The sequence below is a fragment of the Kitasatospora sp. SolWspMP-SS2h genome (genome assembly GCF_003259315.1).
GTDB classification, from domain to species: domain Bacteria; phylum Actinomycetota; class Actinomycetes; order Streptomycetales; family Streptomycetaceae; genus Kitasatospora; species Kitasatospora fiedleri.
This window is the reverse complement of record NZ_QLLT01000022.1, coordinates 1-18,793: the sequence shown is the minus strand read 5'-3', so window position 1 is coordinate 18,793 and position 18,793 is coordinate 1. Positions and strand designations below refer to the sequence as shown.

At 75.4% G+C, this 18,793-nt stretch carries 16 protein-coding genes; 11 read left to right on the top strand and 5 right to left on the bottom strand.

Features of this window, described 5'->3' with window-relative positions; translation table 11 throughout:
• Window positions 1–17: 17 nt before the first annotated feature.
• Window positions 18–1,595 (bottom strand): CehA/McbA family metallohydrolase, encoded by a 1,578-nt coding sequence (locus K353_RS25140; RefSeq protein ID WP_111555823.1) that lies wholly within the window; start codon window positions 1,593–1,595, stop codon window positions 18–20.
• Between the two features lie 564 nt (window positions 1,596–2,159).
• Here K353_RS25140 and K353_RS25135 point away from each other — a divergent pair.
• From K353_RS25135 to K353_RS25115, 5 genes are all read left to right on the top strand, one after another.
• Window positions 2,160–3,980, top strand: a complete 1,821-nt coding sequence (locus K353_RS25135; protein WP_370447653.1) for a sensor histidine kinase — start codon at window positions 2,160–2,162, stop codon at window positions 3,978–3,980.
• Window positions 3,977–4,384 (top strand): roadblock/LC7 domain-containing protein, encoded by a 408-nt coding sequence (locus K353_RS25130; RefSeq protein WP_030462807.1) that lies wholly within the window; start codon window positions 3,977–3,979, stop codon window positions 4,382–4,384. The genes K353_RS25135 and K353_RS25130 overlap by 4 nt, the downstream gene beginning before the upstream one ends.
• A 238-nt stretch (window positions 4,385–4,622) precedes the next feature.
• Window positions 4,623–4,976: a DUF742 domain-containing protein gene (locus tag K353_RS25125; RefSeq protein ID WP_100835214.1), complete on the top strand. Its 354-nt coding sequence runs from the start codon at window positions 4,623–4,625 to the stop codon at window positions 4,974–4,976.
• Entirely contained in the window at window positions 4,957–5,646 is a 690-nt protein-coding gene (locus K353_RS25120; protein ID WP_111555822.1) for an ATP/GTP-binding protein, read from the top strand. The genes K353_RS25125 and K353_RS25120 overlap by 20 nt, the downstream gene beginning before the upstream one ends.
• Before the next feature lie 77 nt (window positions 5,647–5,723).
• On the top strand, window positions 5,724–7,343 hold the full coding sequence (locus K353_RS25115; protein ID WP_111555821.1) for a cytochrome P450: 1,620 nt from the start codon (window positions 5,724–5,726) through the stop codon (window positions 7,341–7,343).
• 206 nt (window positions 7,344–7,549) lie between these two features.
• On the opposite strand, the gene K353_RS25110 is transcribed toward K353_RS25115, so the two are convergent.
• Window positions 7,550–8,347, bottom strand: coding sequence for a lytic polysaccharide monooxygenase (locus K353_RS25110; protein WP_111555820.1), 798 nt, complete (start codon window positions 8,345–8,347; stop codon window positions 7,550–7,552).
• 698 nt (window positions 8,348–9,045) lie between these two features.
• Between K353_RS25110 and K353_RS25105 the strand changes: the two genes are divergently transcribed.
• From K353_RS25105 to K353_RS25085, 5 genes are all read left to right on the top strand, one after another.
• Window positions 9,046–10,167 carry an LLM class flavin-dependent oxidoreductase gene (locus tag K353_RS25105; protein WP_111555819.1) on the top strand — a complete coding sequence of 374 codons (1,122 nt, stop codon included), beginning with the start codon at window positions 9,046–9,048 and terminating at the stop codon, window positions 10,165–10,167.
• Between the two features lie 119 nt (window positions 10,168–10,286).
• Window positions 10,287–11,108: an ABC transporter permease gene (locus K353_RS25100; protein ID WP_370447656.1), complete on the top strand. Its 822-nt coding sequence runs from the start codon at window positions 10,287–10,289 to the stop codon at window positions 11,106–11,108.
• A gap of 38 nt (window positions 11,109–11,146) precedes the next feature.
• Window positions 11,147–12,193 (top strand): ABC transporter substrate-binding protein, encoded by a 1,047-nt coding sequence (locus tag K353_RS25095; protein ID WP_111555818.1) that lies wholly within the window; start codon window positions 11,147–11,149, stop codon window positions 12,191–12,193.
• Window positions 12,194–12,245: 52 nt separating this feature from the next.
• The gene (locus K353_RS25090) at window positions 12,246–13,106 is read left to right on the top strand and encodes an ABC transporter ATP-binding protein (protein WP_111555817.1); all 861 of its coding nucleotides are present in this window, start codon (window positions 12,246–12,248) and stop codon (window positions 13,104–13,106) included.
• A gap of 203 nt (window positions 13,107–13,309) precedes the next feature.
• Window positions 13,310–15,160, top strand: coding sequence for a hypothetical protein (locus tag K353_RS25085; RefSeq protein ID WP_111555816.1), 1,851 nt, complete (start codon window positions 13,310–13,312; stop codon window positions 15,158–15,160).
• A 48-nt stretch (window positions 15,161–15,208) separates the two neighbouring features.
• On the opposite strand, the gene K353_RS25080 is transcribed toward K353_RS25085, so the two are convergent.
• The gene (locus K353_RS25080; protein ID WP_111555815.1) at window positions 15,209–16,261 is read right to left on the bottom strand and encodes an aldo/keto reductase; all 1,053 of its coding nucleotides are present in this window, start codon (window positions 16,259–16,261) and stop codon (window positions 15,209–15,211) included.
• Window positions 16,262–16,400: 139 nt separating this feature from the next.
• Between K353_RS25080 and K353_RS25075 the strand changes: the two genes are divergently transcribed.
• Complete coding sequence (locus K353_RS25075) at window positions 16,401–16,799, top strand: MerR family transcriptional regulator (RefSeq protein WP_111555814.1); 399 nt, start codon at window positions 16,401–16,403, stop codon at window positions 16,797–16,799.
• A gap of 42 nt (window positions 16,800–16,841) precedes the next feature.
• On the opposite strand, the gene K353_RS36960 is transcribed toward K353_RS25075, so the two are convergent.
• Both K353_RS36960 and K353_RS36635 read right to left on the bottom strand, forming a co-directional pair.
• A complete protein-coding gene (locus K353_RS36960; RefSeq protein ID WP_146616564.1) occupies window positions 16,842–17,861 on the bottom strand; it encodes a site-specific integrase in 1,020 nt (339 codons plus the stop codon).
• Window positions 17,862–18,138: 277 nt separating this feature from the next.
• Window positions 18,139–18,270 carry a hypothetical protein gene (locus K353_RS36635; RefSeq protein ID WP_255410765.1) on the bottom strand — a complete coding sequence of 44 codons (132 nt, stop codon included), beginning with the start codon at window positions 18,268–18,270 and terminating at the stop codon, window positions 18,139–18,141.
• Window positions 18,271–18,793 lie beyond the last annotated feature (523 nt).

Sequence of the window (18,793 nt, the reverse complement as noted above, 5' to 3'; positions counted from 1 at the left end):
GCGCGGAGCGGAGCGGGTCAGGGGGTGGCGGCGAGCAGGATCGGGTTGGTGAGGGCCGCCATCGGGCCCCAGGGGAGGGCGGGGCCCATGGTGGTGCCCTGGCCCGGGGTGCCGTCCGGCCGGGGGTGGCGGACTTCGGCGCGGACGTAGCCGGCGAGGGAGGCGGTGGTGCGCCAGGTGAGGGTGGTGGGGCCGCTGGGGGAGAGGGGCTCCTGGTGGAGCTGTCCCTCGTCGGTGAGCAGGCGGGCGGTCCCGCCGGGGACGCCGGAGACGGTGAGGCGGACGTCGACGGGGGCGTCGGCGGGGACGGTCAGGCGTTCGCCGATGCCGACCTGGCGGCCGTGGCCGGTGGCGGTGAACTCCAGTTGCACGGCGGCGGACTCGGCGATCCAGCTGCGTCCGGCGCGCAGGCCGTCGAGGATCGCGGCGCGGCTCAGGTCCTCGGCGAGGACGACGTTGTGCGGGCTGCCGATCGGCTGCGGCTCGCTGTGGGCGTCGCTGTTGCCCAGCGCGGGCAGCCAGCCGCGGCCCTCGCGCAGGGCGGTGGCCAGGCCGGCGTCCCAGGTGTCCACGGCGGATTCGTCGTCGTACGTCCAGGGGCCGTTCCAGACCTCGACGGCGTCGGCGTCCCGGTAGCCGAACTTCCACTGGCAGGCCACGTACGGGCAGTAGGGGTGGGCGGGGACGACCAGGCCGCCGTCGCGGCGGACCTGGCGGGCGAAGCGGGGGAACAGGTCGTCGCGCGAGCGGTAGCGCCAGTCGACGAAGCGGCCGGGCTCCAGGCCGAGGGCCAGCCAGTGGCCGTTGCGGGTGGTGACCTCCTCGCCGAGAACGATCAGCAGGTCGTCCCCGGCCAGCGGGCCCCAGGCGCCGTGCGCGGAGCTGGTGTTGTGGTCGGTGGAGACGATGAAGTCCAGCCCGGCGGCCCGGGCACCGGCCGCGACCTCCTCGGGAAGGCGGCGCCCGTCCGAGTGCACGGTGTGCAGGTGGCAGTCGCCCCGGTACCAGGCCCGGCCGCGGCCGCGGGCCCGTTCGGCCGGGTAGTGCGGGGTGGAGGCCGGGCCCGGGCGGCCGAACCGGAAGGTGACCTCGACCGTGTAGGCCAGGCCCTGCGGGGCGACCTGGTAGGGGCCGAGCACCACGTGCCAGGTGTTAGGGTCGATCGGTCCGGGCAGGTAGCCGGGGGTGGCGGCGGTCGCGGAGATGCTGAACGAGTCGCGGAAGCCGCCGGACCAGCCGCGGAAGCCCCGGCCGCCCAGGTCGGTGCCGCGCTGGTCGAAGAGGCCGATGTCGCAGGAGTTGCCCGGGGTGCCGGCCGGGACGGCGGGCCGGTCGTAGCGGTACGACACCGCGATCTCCCGCACCCCGGGCGGGACTTCCACCGGGAGGTGGACGAAGTCGGGCGCGCCGGTGGGGAGTCGGCCGGTCAGCGTGACGGTCCGGTCGGCGGGAGCGGCGGCGGTGGGACCGGCGGTGGGGGCGGCGGCGGAGGCGGTGGCCGGGGTGGCCAGGCCGACGGCGGTCGCGGCGCCGGTGGCGAGGCCGGTGCGCAGCAGGGCGCGGCGGCCGGGCCGGGCGGACGGGTCGGTGGGCATCGGGGCCTCCGGTGGTGGGCGCGGACGGGTCGTCCGGGGCCCTTACCCGGTGGGGTGAACCGGCGGTGATCCGGGGGCGAGCCGGCGCCCACCGGGCTGGGGAGGAGTCGTGAACGGGGCGCGCGGCAGCGTCCGGGCCGGGCCGGGGAGGCCATCGAACTCCTGTCGCGGGGGCGGGCGGGGGTTCGAGGGTCGGCTCTAGCAGTTTCGACCGGCCGTGGTCGAAGGTTTGCCGGGACTGCCGCTCGTCCGGGTGAATCCGCCGGGTGGGGCTACTCCGGGGGCGCATGGTGCGACAAGCCTATGAGTCGGGCACGGCGCGGTCCGGACCGCCCGGGCAGGCCCCGGGAACAGTCGTCCGGGAGAGCAACCCTCCTGGGGGAAAAGGCGTCTGACGGACCGTCAGGCACTTCGTGCACCGGCTATGCTGCTTCGCGCCCGGGCCCCGCCGCACCGCCCGGCCCCGCCCACCTCCCTGTCCCCTCCGAGCGTATGAGGATGCTGATGCTTCGAGCCGGATCGTCACCAGACGGATCGTCTTCAGGAGGACGGCTGCCCGCGGCCGTGCTCGTCTGTCTGCTGCCCGCGGCGGTGATCGGCGCGGCCGTCGGCCTCGCCGCCGCGGCGAACCCGGGCGCGGCGACCTCGGGGATCATCTGGTGCGGCCTGGTGGGCGCCGCGGCCGTGGCGGTGGCGGGGTACGAAGCGGTGCGCCGGGGCCGCGCACTGGAACTGGCCCGCGAGGAGGCCGCCCGGCAGGACGCCGAGCAGCGGCACCGCCTGGCCCGGCAGCAGGCCGGCATGCTCGAACTCGCCAGGAACGAACTCCCGCAGGCCGTCGCCCGGATGCAGGGCGGCGAGTTCATCACCGACGTGCTCCGCTCCTACGAGCAGCAGCACGTCAACAACGCCGGCGACGAGTTCCACGACTTCCGCTACGCCGTGCTGCGCGCCGTCCTGGACGCCGTCGACAACGAGGAGGCGATGCGCGAGTCCGCGCAGCGCGCCTTCGTCAACATCGCCCGCCGGGTCCAGGCCATCGTCCACCGCCAGGCCATCGACCTGCGCAAGATGGAGGACCGGCACGGCGACGACCCCGCGGTCTTCGACGACCTGCTGCTGCTCGACCACGGCAACGCCCTGATCGGCCGCCTCGCCGACTCCATCGCCGTGCTCGGCGGTGCCCGCCCCGGCCGCCAGTGGAACAACCCCGTCCCGCTGTACAGCGTGCTGCGCGGCGGCATCTCCCGCATCCTCGACTTCCGCCGGGTCGAACTCCACCCGGTCTCCGAGGTCGCCGTGGTCGGCCCCGCCGTCGAACCGCTGATCCACGCGCTCGCCGAACTCCTCGACAACGCCACCCGCTACTCGCCGCCGCAGACCAACGTCCACCTCACCGCCGTCGAGGTGCAGACCGGCATCGCCATCGAGATCGAGGACGGCGGCCTCAGCCTCGGCGAGGAGGGCCGCGCCCGGGCCGAACGGATGCTGGCCGAGGCCGAGTCCGGCATCGACCTCAACGGCCTCGGCGAGGCCCCCCGGCTCGGCCTCGCCGTGGTCGGCCGACTCGCCCGCGCCTACGGCTTCCAGGTCTCGCTGCGCCCCTCCGCGTACGGCGGCGTGCGCGCGGTGCTGATCGTCCCCGAGGCGTACATCACCACCGCGCCCGCGCCCAGCCGCGCCCACGGCATCGGCCGGATCGCCACCACCACCCCGCTGGCCTTCCCCTCCCCCCAGGGGCCGGGCGGCCAGTACGACGGCGAGCCCTACCCGCCGGTGCCCGGCGCCGAGTTCGCGGACACCGCGCCCCGCCCGCACCCCGCCGCCGCCACCCACACCCCCGCCGGGGGCTTCGCCGCCACCGCAGCCTTCCCGGCCTCCGCAGCCTTCCCGGCCCCCGCGGCCTCTGCGGCGGGGACGTTCCCGGCCCCCTCCGACGGGACGTTCCCGCGCACCGTGCCCGCGGCGGCGTCCGGACCGGCGTCCGCGGCGGCGTCCCCCGCGGGGCCCGGGCCGGCGGCCAAGCCGTACGAGGACGACGCGCCCCAGGTGTTCGAGCGCACCGCGAACGGGCTGCCCCAGCGCCGCCGGCACGCCGCCCCGTCCCGCTTCGGCGCCTCCCGCCCCGCGCAGCAGGCCCCGGCCCGGACGCCTGCCCCGGCCCAGGCCCCGGCGCCCCCGGTGCGGGCCGCGGCCGCGCCGCAGGCACCCGTACCCGCACCCGCACCCGCCCCCGAGCCGGTCCAACCCGGCCTGTGGCTGGCCGCCTTCACCGACGGCGTCAACGGCACCGCGCCGGTCGCCGGGCCGGGCGGCGGGTCGGTCGCCGGGCCGGGCGGCGGCAGCCACGCCAGTGACGAATCAGCAGGGAAAGGCGACAAGTGATTCAGCAACGGACCAACATGGACTGGATGCTCAAGGACCTCGCGGAGACCGTCCCGTGCATCCGGCACGTCATCGTGCTGTCCGCGGACGGCCTGCGGCTGGCCCAGCACGGCACCGACCCCGACACCGCGGACCGGCTGGCCGCCGCCTGCGCCGGACTCCAGAGCCTGGCCAACGCGGTCGGCCACGAGTTCCCGCACGGCGACGGGCGGATGCGGCTGGTGGTGATCGAGGTCGGCGGCGGCTTCTTCTACCTGATGGCGGCCGGCTCCCGGGCCTACCTGGCGGTCCTCGCGGACGAGGGCGTGGACGCGGGCCTGGTCGGCCAGCGGATGCGCGACCTGGTCGCCCGGATCGGCGAGCACCTGACCACACCCGTCCGCGGCAGCGAGCAGATCGCGTGAGTCGCGCCGCCGACCCGACCGGCCGACGGGCCGGGCCGGGGGCCGGGCGCTCCGTCGGGCCACGGGCAGGACGGCGGGCGCTCCGTCGGGCCGGGTCACGGCCGGGCCGGGCGGACGCACGGCCCGCCGGGTCCGACGCGGCAGCGGCGGCGACAGCGGTCGCGGCCGCCGGGACGGCCGGAACCACCGGAACACCGCCGACGCGCCGACCGGCCGCCGGCCACACCGAGGTGCGGGGATGAGCAACCAGGACTGGGCGGACGCCAACCCGGAGCGGCTCTACGTGATCAGCGGGGGGCGCGACCGCAAGTCCGCCACCGCCGGGTTCGACCTGGTCACGCTGGTCGTCGCCCGCGCCCGGCCCGAGCCGACCATGCAGCCCGAGCACGCCGCGATCCTGCGGATCTGCGGCTCCCCGCTCTCGGTCGCCGAGATCTCCGCCTACCTGCGGCTGCCGAACAGCCTGGTCACCGTCCTGCTGGCGGACCTGCTCGCCGAGCGCCGGATCGAGGTCCGCGCCCCCGTCCCCCCGGCCGCCCTTCCCGACCTTTCCCTGCTGGAGGCAGTGATCCATGGACTTCAACGGCTCTGAGCCGCGCGGGCCGCGCGAGGCCGAGCTGCTCCCGGCGACCGTGGCCACCGCCGTCAAGGTCGTCATCGTCGGCGGCTTCGGGGTCGGCAAGACCACCCTGGTCGGCGCGGTCAGCGAGATCCGCCCGCTGACCACCGAGGAGACCATGACCGAGGCGGGCGTCGGCATCGACGACCTGGCCGGGGTGGAGCGCAAGGACTCCACCACCGTGGCGATGGACTTCGGCCGGATCACCATCAGCGACGAACTGGTGCTGTACGTCTTCGGCACGCCGGGCCAGGAGCGCTTCTGGTTCCTCTGGAACGGCCTGTTCGAGGGCGCGCTGGGCGCGGTCGTGCTGGTCGACACCCGTCGGCTGGAGGTCTCCTTCGACGTCCTGGGCCGGCTGGAGGACCGCGGGGTGCCGTTCGTGGTCGCGCTCAACGGCTTCCCGGAGTCACCCCGTTACCCCGTCGAGGAACTGCGCGCCGCGCTCGACCTGCCGCACCACGTGCCGATCGTCCACTGCGACGCCCGCTCCCGGGAGTCCAGCCGGGACGTGCTGACGGCCCTGATGCGCTACCTGTACGACCTCGCCGCCCAGCCGGGCGGGCCCGCCGGGACCGGTGCGTCCGGTGCGTCCGGCGGGTCCGTCCCGGCCGCGACGCCCTCGGCCCAGCCGGTCGGCTGACGTCCCGCCGTCCCGCCCGCCGTTCCACCGGCCGCCCGCGGCCCGTCAACTCCTCCCCCTCCCCCCGGAGTCATCCCGTGACGTACGAAGAGCACGCGTACCAGGGCGCGCCCGTCCCGCCGCCCGGCTGTCCCGCCCACCGCGCCGCCGGGGGGCCGCCGGGCGGTGGACTGCTGCGGCTGTTCGGCCCCGAGGCCGAGGCCGACCCGGCCGGTTTCTACGAGAAGCTGCGCGCCGAGCACGGCGAGGTCGCCCCCGTCCTGCTGCACGGCGACCTGCCGGCCTGGCTGGTGCTGGGCTACTCGGCGAACCTGACCGCGATGCGCACCCCGTCCCGGTTCTCCCGGGACTCCCGGCGCTGGACCGAGTTCCGGGAGGGCCGGGTCGCCCCCGACTCCCCGGTGCTGCCGGTGATCGCCTGGCAGCCGACCTGCTCCTTCGTCGACGGCGAGGAGCACCGCCGGCTGCGGGTCGCCGTCACCGACGGCCTGAACCGCTTCGACCGGCGCGGCATGCGGCGCTACGTCACCCGGTTCTCCGACCAGCTGATCGCCGAGTTCGGCGACAGCGGCCGGGTCGACCTGGTCTCCCGGTTCGCCGAGCACCTGCCGATGCTGGTGATGACCCAACTCCTCGGCATGCCCGAGGAGTACGGCCCGCGGCTGGTCGAGGCCGCCCGCGACCTGGTCAAGGGCACCGAGACGTCCGTCGCCAGCAACGAGTACGTGGTCGAGTCGCTGCGCCGCACCGTGGAGCGCAAGCGCGACGAGCCCGGCCAGGACCTGATCACCTGGCTGATCGAGCACCCGTCCGGGCTGAGCGAGGACGAGGTGCTGGAGCACCTGCGCTCGGTGCTGCTGGCCGCCAACGAGACCACCATCAACCTGATCTCCGAGACGCTGAAGATGGTCCTCACCGACAGCCGCTTCCGCGCCCACCTGTCGGGCGGCCAGATGACCCTGCCGGACGCCCTCGACCAAGTGCTCTGGGACTCACCGCCGTTCATGCTGGTGCCCGGCCGCTGGGCGACCGGCGACACCGAACTCGGCGGGCAGGCCATCAAGGCCGGCGACATGCTGCTGCTCGGCGTCGCGGCGGGCAACGCCGACCCGGCGGTCCGGCCCGACCTGGACACCCCGCTGTTCGGCAACCGCTCGCACCTGGCGTTCGGCAGCGGTCCGCACGAGTGCCCCGGGCAGGAGATCGGGCGGGCGATCGCCGAGTCCGGCATCGACATCCTGCTCACCCGGCTGCCTGACCTCCAACTCTCGGTGGACGAGAACCAGTTGGTCTGGCGGGGCAACTGGATGTCCCGGCACCTGACCGAGCTGCCGGCCCGCTTCACCCCGCGCGCCGCGCTCCAGCCGCAGGCGGCGGCACCGGCCGCCGGGGTCGTCCCCTCGAACCCGTCGTACCCGTCGTACCCGTCGACCTCGCGGTATCCGGCGACCGCGGAGACCTCGGCGACCGCGCCGACCGTGTCGCCCGCGCCGACCGCGCTGTACCCGTCGAGTTCGGCGACGGCGGTCGGGCCGTCCGTGCCCGGCCCGCGGACGCCCGCCGCCACCCCGTCGCGGACGGCGCCCGCCCCGGCGGCCGTCGCGCCGCCGCTGCCGCCCGCGCCGCCGGTGGTGCCGCTGGTGCCTCCGCAGCGGCGCGGCTGGTGGGGTGCGCTGCTGGCCCGGCTGCGGGGCTGACGGGGGCGGCCGGTCTCCACCCCGGCCCTACCGGGAGGGGCGGGGCCGGGGCCGGACCCGGGATCTGGGCCGGGCCGGAAGAGGGCCCGGGAGCGCGTGGGCCCCCGACCCGGGTGCGGGTCGGGGGCCTGGTGCCGGGCCGGGCGGCCCTCCCCCACAGGAGGCCGTCGGCCGGTCGGCGGTGTCGCGGGGTGCCGGGTGGCTCGTCAGCAGGCGCCGAGGTCGTCCCAGACGCCCCACTGGCCGGTGGTGCCGGGCTGCTCGCCCTGGGTCCACCACTTGGCGCGCCAGTTGTGGCCGCCGTAGGAGACGGTCTGGCCGGCGCTGTAGGCCGCGGTCGTGTTCCAGGCGGCGGTCGTGCAGCTGCCGGTGCCGCCGGTGGTCCCGCCCGTGGTGCCTCCGGTCGTGCCGCCGGTCGTGCCACCCGTCGTCCCGCCGGTGGTCCCGCCGGTCGTGCCACCCGTGGTGCCGCCCGTCGTCCCGCCCGTGCCGCCGATGTTGACGTCGATGCAGGAGTAGAACGCGTTCGCGGTGTCCGAGATGTTCCACACCGCGAGGACCTTCTGGCGGCCGGTGTAGCTGCCGAAGTTCACGGTCTGGCTGAGGTCGGCCGGCGGCTGGGCGTTGTTGCCGGGGAACGTGGCGATCAGCTTGTTGCCGATGTAGTACTGCCAGTTCGCGGTGGAGTGCCGGGCGGTGAAGTGCCAGGTGAAGGTCTGGACGGAGGACACGTTGGTGACCTTCCAGCCCAGGTTGTCGTTGTCCAGCTCGGCGTACTCGGAGTGACCGCCGGAACAGGTGAACAGGCCCTTCGGGCCCTCGACGCTCTGCGGCTCGTACTTGATCTGGCCGCAGCTGACCACGTTGTTGGCGCACTGGTCCTGGCGGCTCGCCGGGTTGGTGATCCAGCCGTGGGCGCTGGCGGTGCCCGCGCTCATGGTCATGCCGAGCAGGGGGGCGACCAGCGCGCCGACGACGGCGGTCACCTTTCTCTTGGTCTGCATGGGGGGTGCCTTCCTGATGTGGGGGGTTCAGGTCCGTCCTGGACCGTCCAGGTACGGCGGTTCCCGTCGTGGCGCGGTGGGGCGGACACGAACGGGGTTCCTCTGTACGACCGTTGCGACAGGCCGGAGACGGTCATAGGTCTAGACCGACTGCTGGGGGAGACGATAGCGGCGTACCGGGCACGGTCAAGTGGTTGAACGAAAGGTTTGTTTCCAGTAGGCGCGGTCCGTCGAATAACTGATTGGACGTCACCGGGGTTGGCCGAAAAGGCCCGTGGCGCCGACCGCTTCGGTCGACCGTCCGGATCGTGGACGCGGTGACCGCGATGTGGACGTTCTAGGCCCTCGACCGACCGGAACGTGGTAGCTTCCGGCGCATGTCGCAGCGCGTATTCCTCACCACCCGGGGTCACATCGACCTTCTCCGGGTGTGTTCCGCTGCCTGTCGCCGCGCCTGAGCGCCACGCACCCCCGGCTCCGCCCGTACCCCGCCGCACCTGCGCGTCCGTACGCCCCGCGTCCGTAGCCCGCGCGTCCGCACCCCCGCGTCCGCAGCCGGTGCGGAGGGTGTCGTCGCCGCGCCCGCACCCCGCCGACCGCACGACCCGGTACGCCCGGTGAGCCCGGTACGCCCGTGTGCGAGTCCCGCCCGCTGTCCCGCCCGCCGCCTCGGCCGCCCCCGGAGAAGAGGACCCCCCGTGCCCGACCGAACCCCCGTGTTCCACTGGTTCCTGCCCACCGGCGGCGACGGCCGCGACCCCGGCGGCGTCACCGCCGTGCAGGGCCGCACCGGTGCCGCGACCCGCCGGCCCGCCGACGTCGACTACCTGGCGCAGGTCGCCCGGGCCGCCGAGCAGGCCGGGTTCACCGCGCTGCTCGCGCCGGTCGGCCTCGGCTGCGTCGACCCGTGGGTCCTGGCCACCGCGCTCACCCAGCACACCCGCCGGATCGGCTTCCTGGTCGCCTTCCGGGCCGGTTTCGCCAGCCCCACCCTGCTCGCCCAGCAGGCCGACTCCTTCCGCCGCCTGGCCGGCGGCCGGCTGCGGCTGAACGTGGTCACCGGCGGCGACCCCGCCGAACAGCGCGCCTACGGCGACCACCTGGCCCACGACGAGCGCTACGCCCGCACCGACGAGGTGATGGCCGCGCTGCGCGACCTGCTGGACGGCAAGCGCGTCGACCGTCGGGGCGCGCACCTGCAACTCGCCGACGCCCAGCTCGTCGACCCCGCCGTCGAGCACCCCGTCCCGCTGTACTTCGGCGGCGCCTCGCCCGCCGCCGAGCAGGTCGCCGCCCGCCGCGCCGACGTCCAACTGCTGTGGGGCGAACCGCCGGCGGCGATCGCCGAGCGGATCACCCGGCTGCGCGCGATCGCCGCCGAGCAGGGGCGCACCCTGCGGTACGGGCTGCGGCTGCACGTGATCAGCCGCGACACCGCCGAACAGGCGTGGGCCGAGGCCGACCGGATCCTCTCCGGCATCGACCCGGCGGCCGTCCGGGCCAGCCAGGCCCGGTTCGCCGCGATGGACTCCACCGGCCAGGCCCGGATGGCGGCCCTGCACGGCGGCGGCACCGCCGCCGCCCGCGACCTGCTGGTCGCCCCCAACCTGTGGGCCGGCATCGGCCTGGTCCGGGAGGGCGCCGGCACCGCCCTGGTCGGCTCGCACGACGAGGTCGCCGCCCGCCTCGCCGAGTACCGGGCCCTGGGCGTCGACGAGTTCATCCTCTCCGGCTACCCGCACCTGGAGGAGGCGTACCGGGTCGGCGAGGAGGTCGTCCCCCGGGTGCGCGCCCTGCTGGCCGAACGGGACGCGGCATGAGCGCGGCCACGGGTGCGGGTGCCGGTACCGGTACCGGTACGACGACCGGCGCGAAGGCCGGTACGGCGGGCGTGACGGGTACGGCGGGTACGGCAGGCGTGACGGGCGCGACGGGTACGGTGGGCGTGCGGGCCGGGGCCTCCCGGGGCCGGGTGGTCGAGGCGCTGCGCTGGACGGCGCTGCGCGCCCTGGCGCTCGCCGCGCTGCTGGCCGGCTGGCAGCTCGTCGTCCAACTCCAGGTGTGGCCGAGGGCGTTGGTGCCCTCCCCGGGCGAGGTGTGGCACCAGTTCGTGCTCGCCTCCACCGTCCACGACGGCGTCCGCGGCTACAGCGGCCACCTGCTGGGCGAGCACCTCGCCGCCAGCCTGCGCCGGATCGCCCAGGGCACCGGCTGGGCGGTCCTGTTCGGCACCGCGCTCGGCCTGGCGATCGGCACCCTGCGCCCGGTCGCGGTGGTGCTGGAGCCCGCCGTCACCTTCCTGCGCACCCTGCCGCCGCTGGCCTACCTGAGCCTGCTGGTGATCTGGTTCGGCATCGACGAGTCGCCCAAGGTCTGGCTGCTGCTGATCGCCGCGCTGCCGCCGGTCGCCGCCGCCACCGCGGCCGCCGTGCGCGGCGTGCCCGGCGACCTGCTGGAGGCCGCCCGGGCGCTCGGCGCGGGCCGCTGGTCGCTGCTGGGCGGGGTGGTGCTGCCCGCCGCGCTGCCCGAGATCCTCACCGGGGTGCGGATCGCCGTCGGCGTCGCGTACACCTCGGTGGTGGCCGCCGAGACCATCAACGGGGTGCCCGGCATCGGCGGCATGATCCGCGACGCCCAGCGCTACAACCAGACCGCCGTCGTGCTCGCCGGAATCATCACCATCGGCCTGTCCGGCATCGTCCTGGACGGCCTGCTCAAGGCCGTCGAACGGCTCGCCGTGCCCTGGCGCGGACGCGCCTGACCCTTCGTCAATCCTCTTTCCTACCAAGGGAGTCCGCCATGCCCGAGAACCGCCGTACCGTCCTGCGCGCCACCGCCGCCGCGGCGGCCGTGCTGCTGACCGCCGCCGCCACCGCCTGCTCCAGCTCCGGCTCCGGCAGCGCCGACGGCAAGGGCAGAACCACCGTCCGGATCGCCTACCAGGAGATACCCAACGCCGACCTGGTGGTGAAGGACAGGCGGCTGCTGGAGCAGGCGCTGCCCGACGCCGACGTCAAGTGGGTGAAGTTCGACTCCGGCGGCGACGTCAACACCGCCGTCCTGGCCGGCTCGGTCGACTTCGGCCTGGCCGGGTCCAGCCCCGTCACCAAGGGCCTGGCCGCGCCGCTGAACATCCCGTACAAGGTGCTCTGGGTGCACGACCTGATCGGCGAGAACGAGGCGCTGGTCGCCCGCGGCGGCATCACCTCGGTGGAGCAGCTGGTCGGCAAGAAGGTCGCCACCCCGTTCGGCTCCACCTCGCACTACTCGCTGCTGGCCGCCCTCCAGGCGGCCGGCGTCGACCCGGCGAAGGTGAACGTCATCGACCTCCAGCCGCAGGACGCGCTGGCCGCCTGGAAGCGCGGCGACATCGACGCCGCCTACACCTGGACGCCCACCCTCACCGAGCTGGAGAAGGACGGCAAGGTGCTGGTGACCAGCCGCCAGCTCGCCGACCAGGGCAAGCGCACCGCCGACCTCGGCGTGGTCACGAACGCCTTCGCCCAGGCCCACCCCGAGATCGTCACCGCCTGGCTCAAGGCCGAGGACCAGGCCGTCGCGCTCGCCAAGAGCGACCCCGGGCAGGCCGCCGCCTCGATCGCCAAGGAGCTCAACCTCAGCCCCGCCGACGCGCTCGCCCAGCTCAAGCAGCTCGTCCTGCTCACCGCCGCCGAACAGGCCGGCCCCGACTACCTGGGCAAGCCCGGCGCGCCCGGCAGGCTCGCCGACAACCTGCACGACGCCGCGGTGTTCCTGAAGGGCCAGCAGAAGATCGACGCGGTGCCCGACGCCTCGGTGTTCGCCAAGGCACTGGCCGTGGAGGAGCTGGCCCGTGTCACCGGCTGAGGCGCCCGGACCGCCGACCGGGGCGCCCGGACCACTGACCGGGGCGGCCGAGATGCGTAAGGCAGGCGAGGCGGACGAGGCGGGCGAGGCGGTCGAGGCGGTCGAGGTGGCCGAACGCGCGTCCCCCGCAGTCGCGTTGGACCGGATCACGGTCCGGTACGGCGGTACCCGGGGCCGGCGGCGGGCCGGGCGGGAGGTGACCGCCGTCCACGACGTCTCGCTGACCGTCGCGGAGGGGGAGTTCGTCGTCCTGGTCGGCCCGTCCGGCTGCGGCAAGACCACCCTGCTGCGGGTGGTCGCCGGGTTCGAACCGGCCGTCGAGGGCGGTGCGCTGGTGCACGGCGCGCCGCCCCGGCCCGGGCGCGGCACCGGGCTGGTGTTCCAGCAGCCGCGGCTGTTCCCGTGGCGCACCGTCGGCGGCAACCTGGCCTTCGTGCTCGCCCGGCACGGCCTGCCCCGGGCCGAACGGGCCGCCCGTACCGCCGAGTTGCTCGACCTGGTCGGCCTGTCCGGCTACGCCGGGCGGCGCACCTGGGAGTTGTCCGGCGGCCAGCAGCAGCGGGTCGCCATCGCCCGGGCGCTGGCCGGCCGGCCCCGGCTGCTGCTGCTCGACGAGCCGTTCGCCGCCCTGGACGCGCTCACTCGCGAACGCCTCCAGGAGGAACTGCGCACCCTCACCGCCCGGGCCGGCACCGCCGTGCTGTTCGTCACGCACTCGGTGGACGAGGCGGTGCTGCTCGGCTCCCGGGTCCTGGTGATGGCCGCCGACCCGGGCCGGGTGGTCGCCGACCTGCCCGTCGACCTGCCCCGCGACAGCGCCACCGACCCCGCCGCGCTGCGCGGCACCCCCGCGTTCGCCCACCTGCGCGGCACGCTCTCCCGCACCCTGCGGGAGGCCGCCGGGGCTGCCTGACAGACCGTCATGCCAGTGTGTCCGGCAACGGCCGAGGACCGGGGGCCACGGCGGCGCCCGGTCCGGCCGCCCGGCCGCCCGTCCGCCCGTCCGCCCGGCCGTCCGGCCGTCCGGCCGCCCCGCAGGCTTGCCGGGCGGGCGGGGCGGGAACGATGGACCAGGGGGGCCCGCGCTGCGGAGCGGGTCGGGGACGGGGGAGCGGGATGACGAGTGCACGGGGCCGCCACGCGGCGCGGGACGCCCTGGTCCGGGTGGCCGTCTGGTGGCTGTGGATGCCGCTGCTGGCGGTGCTGACCCGGGTGGTCAAGCACGTCCTGTTCGGCGGCTTCGGCCAGCAGGACCAGAGCTACCTGCTGCTGGTCGAGCGCCTGTTCTTCCCGCACGGCGGCCCGATGGACGCCGCGCCGCTGTTCTGGTTCTGGCTCGCGATCGGCCTGGGCGGCACCGGGGTGGCGCTCCGGTACGCGGCCGGGGAGTCCGGGGCGGGCCTGCGCGACCGGTGGGTCCGGCTGGCGACGGCCGCGGTGGTGCTGGCGGTGCTCGGCTCGCTGGTGCGCGCGGGCACCGGCCTGTGGGACGACGACAAGGACGCGGGCCGGTTCTACGCCCGCTCCACCGTCCTGGACGTCCCGGCGGGCGGCGCGGCCACCCCGCGCTCGGTGCTCCCGGTCACCGAGCACAGCCGCCCCGGCGACGGCGCGCGCTGCGACCTGGTCGGCACCTCGGACGTCCCGGCCTGCGTCAAGACCGCCCCGATGCCGGACTTCGACTTCGAGGCCCGCACCGCGTCCTACGCCGCCGCCACCAAGGCGCTCACCGACAGCGCGGGCCTGACCTCCGGCGTCCACCTGCTGAACCACAGCCTGCACTACCTGCCCGGTGCCGCGACGGGCGGTGCGGACGGGGCGCGGGCGGGCGGCGCCGGGGTGTGGACGGCCGTGCTGGACGGCTCCGGCGAGCAGCCGATGGAGGGCGTCGCGGTCTGGGACGGCGGCTCCAACTCCGTCACCTCCTGCGCCTTCGGCGGCGACCACGCCTTCGACCGGGCCTTCGGCGGGACGGGCGCGGTCAGCCTGCGCAACCTGCTCGCCGAGCGCTTCCCCGACCTGGTCTACAGCGACCAGGACGTCTGGGGCTACTGCGACGGCCCGGACGTCCGCACCGCCCGGCCCGTGATCGTCATCTCGGTGGCCAGGCAGACCGGTTGGAAGCGGCGCACGGTGCTCGCCCCGGCCGGCGTCCTGGTGCTCAGGGGCTCCGCCGACGGCCGCCCCGACCTCGCCCACCGGCCCACCGCGGCCCCCGGCGACCTGCCCGGCGCGGTCTACCCGGCCTCGGTGGTCCGCTCGCAGATCCACGAGGTGCAGTGGCTCGGCGGGCGCGGCGCCAAGGACGACCGCGGCTTCGGCTACGACCACACCGCGGCCGCCGCGAACGCCACCAACCCCGGCGAGTTCCTGCTCCGCTCGAAGGCCGACGGCCACCTGTACTACGTGACGCCGCTGGTGCCCCGGGACAGCTCCTCGCAACTGGTGGTCGCCTTCGCGGTCCTCCAGGCCGACCGGGTCGGCGACGGCCTCAACGACCTGCACGTGTACGTCCGGGCCGACGACGCCCCGTCGGTCAACCTGGACGTGCTGGCCAGCCGGATGGTCTCGTACATGGCCCAGCGGACCTCGGTCACCATCAGCGCGGGCGAGGGCGGCGCGCTCCAGGAGATCATCCCGTTCGGCCGGGACATGTGGCGCGGCTTCGTCGACTTCAACGGGCAGACCCAGGACTACATCGACCTCTCGGGCGACGCCACCGTCACCCCCAACCTGGTCTCCCTCAAGGGTGCCGTCACCCCGCCCGGCGCCCAGCCGCAGCCGCAGCCCGATCCGGCGGCGACACCCACGGCTCCGGCCCCCGCTCCGGCGACGCCCGCGCCGCAGCCCTCCACGGCACCGGTCGGCTGCGGCGGCGACCCGGCCCGGCTCTCCGACCGCCAACTCGCGGACTGCATCGCCGAGTTGTCCCGCACCCTACAGGGCCGCCTGCCGGCCGGGGGCTGAACCGGCCGGCCGGCCGACGGGCGGGCTCTCGGCGTCAGGCGTCAGGCGTCAGGCGTCCGCCCCGGCGCGGTCGGCGACGGGGCGGCGCAGGGCGGCCGGGTCGAGGGCGGGGGACCGCCAGGCGCCGTCCGCCCGGTAGAGGTCGGTGCCGGGCGGGACGATCGCGTCGATCCGGTCCAGGGCGGCGTCGTCCAAGGTCAGCGCGGCTCCGCCGAGCAGGCCGGTGAGCTGCTCGACCGTCCGGGGGCCGAGGATCACCGAGGTGACGTCGGGGTGCGCCAGCGGGAAGGCGACGGCGAGTTCGGGCAGCGTGCAGCCGAGGTCGTCGGCGAGCGCGACGAACCGTTCGACGGCATCGAGCTTGCGGGCGTTCTCCGGGAGCGCCGGGTCGAAGCGGTGCGGGGTCAGCGCGGCCCGCCCGCTGCCCAGGTCGACCGGCCCGTCCTTGCGGTAGCGGCCGGTCAGGAAGCCCGAGGCGAGCGGCGCCCAGGTGAGCACGCCCATCCGGTGGCGGCGGGCGACCGGCAGCACGGTGGCCTCGATGCCGCGGGCCAGCAGCGAGTACGGCGGCTGCTCGGTCCGGAACCGGGGCAGCGCGCGGCGCTCGGACGCCCAGTGCGCCTCGACGATCTCGGCGGCCGGGAAGGTCGAGCAGCCGAACGCCCGGATCTTGCCCTGCCGGACCAGGTCGTCGAGCACCGCCAGGGTCTCCTCGACGTCCGTGCGGTGGTCGGGCCGGTGCACCTGGTAGAGGTCGATCCAGTCGGTGCGCAGCCGCCGCAGGCTGTCCTCCACCGCGCGCAGGATCCACCGTCGCGAGTTGCCGCCGCGGTTGGGCCCCTCGCCCATCGGGAAGTGCACCTTGGTGGCCAGCACCACCTCGTCGCGCCGCCCCTCCAGCGCCTTGCCGACGATCTCCTCGGACTCGCCCGCCGAGTACATGTCGGCGGTGTCGACGAAGTTGATCCCGGCGTCCAGCGCGGTGTGCACGATCCGGGCGCCTTCCCGGTGGTCCGGGTTGCCGACCGAGCCGAGCATCATGGTGCCCAGGCAGTGCGTGCTCACCTCGATGCCGGTGCCGCCGAGAGTCCGGTAACGCATGACGTGTTCCCCTTCCGTGCGTCCGCTGCGGGCGCGCCGCCGGCCACTCTAGGAGCTGGAGTCGGCTCTAGATCAACTCCCCGGACCGGCCCGGGCAACTCCCCGGCCGACCCGGACGGCGGACTCCTATGCTGGTCGGATGTCATCACCGGACGGGTCGGCGCCGACCCTGAGCATCGGCCAGGTCGCCGCCCGCACCGGCCTGAGCGTGCACGCGCTCCGGTTCTACGAGCGCGAGGGCATCCTGGCCGGCCCGATCCGGCGCGAGGGCGGCGGACGGCGCCGCTACACCGAGGGTGACGTGGAGTGGCTGCGGCTGTGCACCGTCCTGCGTGCCTCCGGCATGCCGATCCCGGAGATCCGCCGCTACACCGAACTCGCCCGCACCGGCACCGGCACCGAACCCGACCGCCTCGCCCTGCTGCGCGCCCACGAACAGCGCGTCCTGGACCGACTCGCCGAGCTGCACCGCTCGTTGGACATCGTCCGGCACAAGGTCGCGGTGTACGAGGACCACCTCGATGGGGCGGCGGACTGAGCCGGCCTCACTCCCGGCGGGTGGGGATGTTCTCCGGGGCCTTCAGTTCTGGCGGCTGGACGGCTCCTGTCCGGCAGCTGGCGGCGCCGGACGAGGGGCGGGTGGGCGGCGGAGGGCATTCGCGTCGTCGGGGTCGGCGGGGTGGAGTTCGATGGCGCGGCGCAGGGGTTCCATGCGGCGGGGGAGGGGGTGCCAGCCGGGTTGGCCGGCCATGTCGGTGTTGAGGTCGTGGACGGCTCGGGCGTAGGCGCGGGCGAGGCCGCGGAAGTGGAGGGGGAGGCCGGGGCGGGGGTGGCCGCTGGGGGCGATGCTGACCCACAGGGCGTCGGTGGTCTCGTTGCCGGGGCCGGGGGGTCGGGTGGCGTCGCGGACGGTGAGGCGGGCGCGGGCGGTGAGCCACTGGCGCAGCGCGGCGCGGGTGGTGGCGGAGAGGGGGAGGGTCTCGGTGACGGGTGGGGTGCGGGGGTCGCGGTGCTGGGGGAGGCGGGTGAGCCGGATCGTGCCGTGGCGCGGGTCGATGTCGTGGGTGCGCAGGGCGCAGAGTTCGCCGGCCCGGCAGCCGGTGTCCAGCACGGTGGCGATGATGGCGAGGATGCGGGTGCGGGCGTCGCCCTGGCCGGGGCGGGTGGCGTGTTCCAGATGGGCGAGGAGGATGCCGCGGGGGCGGGCGGCGACCACCGACCGGAGCGTGACCTTGGGCCGGTCGCGCTCGGGGAGGGTGAGGGGGATGCCGGCCTGGACGCCGAGGATGCGCAGGCAGTCCTCGCGTACGCGCACGGACGCGGGTGAGGCGTGGTCGGGTCGTGCGGCGGGTTTGCGTCGCAGCAGGCCCCGTTCGGCGGCCGTGAGGTAGGCGGCGAGGGTGTCCGGGGCGAGGAGCGCGGTCAGGGAGCGGGCGGCCGTCGGCGGGATCGCGCCGCGTTCCAGGGCGGTGCGCAGTTCCCCGGCGACCCAGCGCAGTTGCTTCGCGCGCGAGGCGCCCGTGGGCGGTTCGCAGGCGCGGTCGACGATGGCGTTCAGGGCTTGGACGGAGGGGGCCGTTGCCGTCGGGGTGTCCGCCACGGGGCCACCCTAGCGCCGGGCGGGGCGGGTCCTCGGGCGGACGGCCACCGGCAAGTCCTCGCGGACGAACAATAACTGGCTTGAAGCGCGATCGTCCGTTCAGGAACGGTCAGGTGGTGACCGCTCTCCTCACCCTTCCCATCCCGGTCGGAACCGTCCTTCGCCGGCTGGCGGGAGGGGTGTGCGGTGGTGGAGCAGTTCCGGGGCCGGTGCGCGCAGCGGCGGGGCCCGGTCAGGCGCCCGTCTTCCCGGCGTCCGGGATCGCCCGTCGTTTCTCTCACCGGAGCACAACGGCGACGCCGTACTCGCGCAGGAGGCTCACGGTCTCCCCGAAGCGGGACAGGCCGCCGCGGTGGTCCAGGACGCGTCCGGCGAGAGCGCGGCGGGCGGTGTCGGCGCGGTGCCACACCAGGGTGAACGGTCGAAGCGCGGGCCCGAAGGCAGTCGCTCGCCGCCCCGGAAGTCGTCCTCCCTGACGCCGGTGCCTGCGACGACGTCCACGCGCCCGAGGTCGCCGGGTGTGGGCCACTGGGCCAGGACGGTTGCGTCCTCCGGGTCCCGGAATCGGAACGGCCCGCGGTTCGAGGGATCCACCGGCTCGGTCGAGAGCGTCCCGCCCCCAGCGGCCGTACCGGCTCCGCGCTGTCCGCCACTGCCTGGACCAGCAGGCTCCCGGGCGGGCAGCCGCGCAGCCTCAGGACCCCTCGCGGCGTTCGCCGACGGCCGGGTACCGGTGCGCGCACTCCTGGGCGTGGGTGGACATCAGGCACGTCCACGGCCTGTCCGTCAACGAGCAGGGGATCATGGTGCGTCAGCATGTGGTCACGGGGCCCGCTCCAGGGCGGTCCGGTCGAGTGGAACAGGGAACGGGATGAAGGTCGGGTTCGGGTGGAAGCTGCACGGGGACGGGCGGGCGCCGCGGCCGGGGGCGG

Excerpts from the sequence above, each read along its gene's own strand:
- K353_RS25140 (WP_111555823.1), bottom strand. The coding sequence starts at position 1,595 with ATGCCCACCGACCCGTCCGCCCGGCCCGGCCGCCGCGCCCTGCTGCGC.
- K353_RS25125 (WP_100835214.1), top strand. The coding sequence starts at position 4,623 with ATGAGCAACCAGGACTGGGCGGACGCCAACCCGGAGCGGCTCTACGTG.
- K353_RS25120 (WP_111555822.1), top strand. The coding sequence starts at position 4,957 with ATGGACTTCAACGGCTCTGAGCCGCGCGGGCCGCGCGAGGCCGAGCTG.
- K353_RS25110 (WP_111555820.1), bottom strand. The coding sequence starts at position 8,347 with ATGCAGACCAAGAGAAAGGTGACCGCCGTCGTCGGCGCGCTGGTCGCC.
- K353_RS25095 (WP_111555818.1), top strand. The coding sequence starts at position 11,147 with ATGCCCGAGAACCGCCGTACCGTCCTGCGCGCCACCGCCGCCGCGGCG.
- K353_RS25090 (WP_111555817.1), top strand. The coding sequence starts at position 12,246 with ATGCGTAAGGCAGGCGAGGCGGACGAGGCGGGCGAGGCGGTCGAGGCG.
- K353_RS25085 (WP_111555816.1), top strand. The coding sequence starts at position 13,310 with ATGACGAGTGCACGGGGCCGCCACGCGGCGCGGGACGCCCTGGTCCGG.
- K353_RS25080 (WP_111555815.1), bottom strand. The coding sequence starts at position 16,261 with ATGCGTTACCGGACTCTCGGCGGCACCGGCATCGAGGTGAGCACGCAC.
- K353_RS25075 (WP_111555814.1), top strand. The coding sequence starts at position 16,401 with ATGTCATCACCGGACGGGTCGGCGCCGACCCTGAGCATCGGCCAGGTC.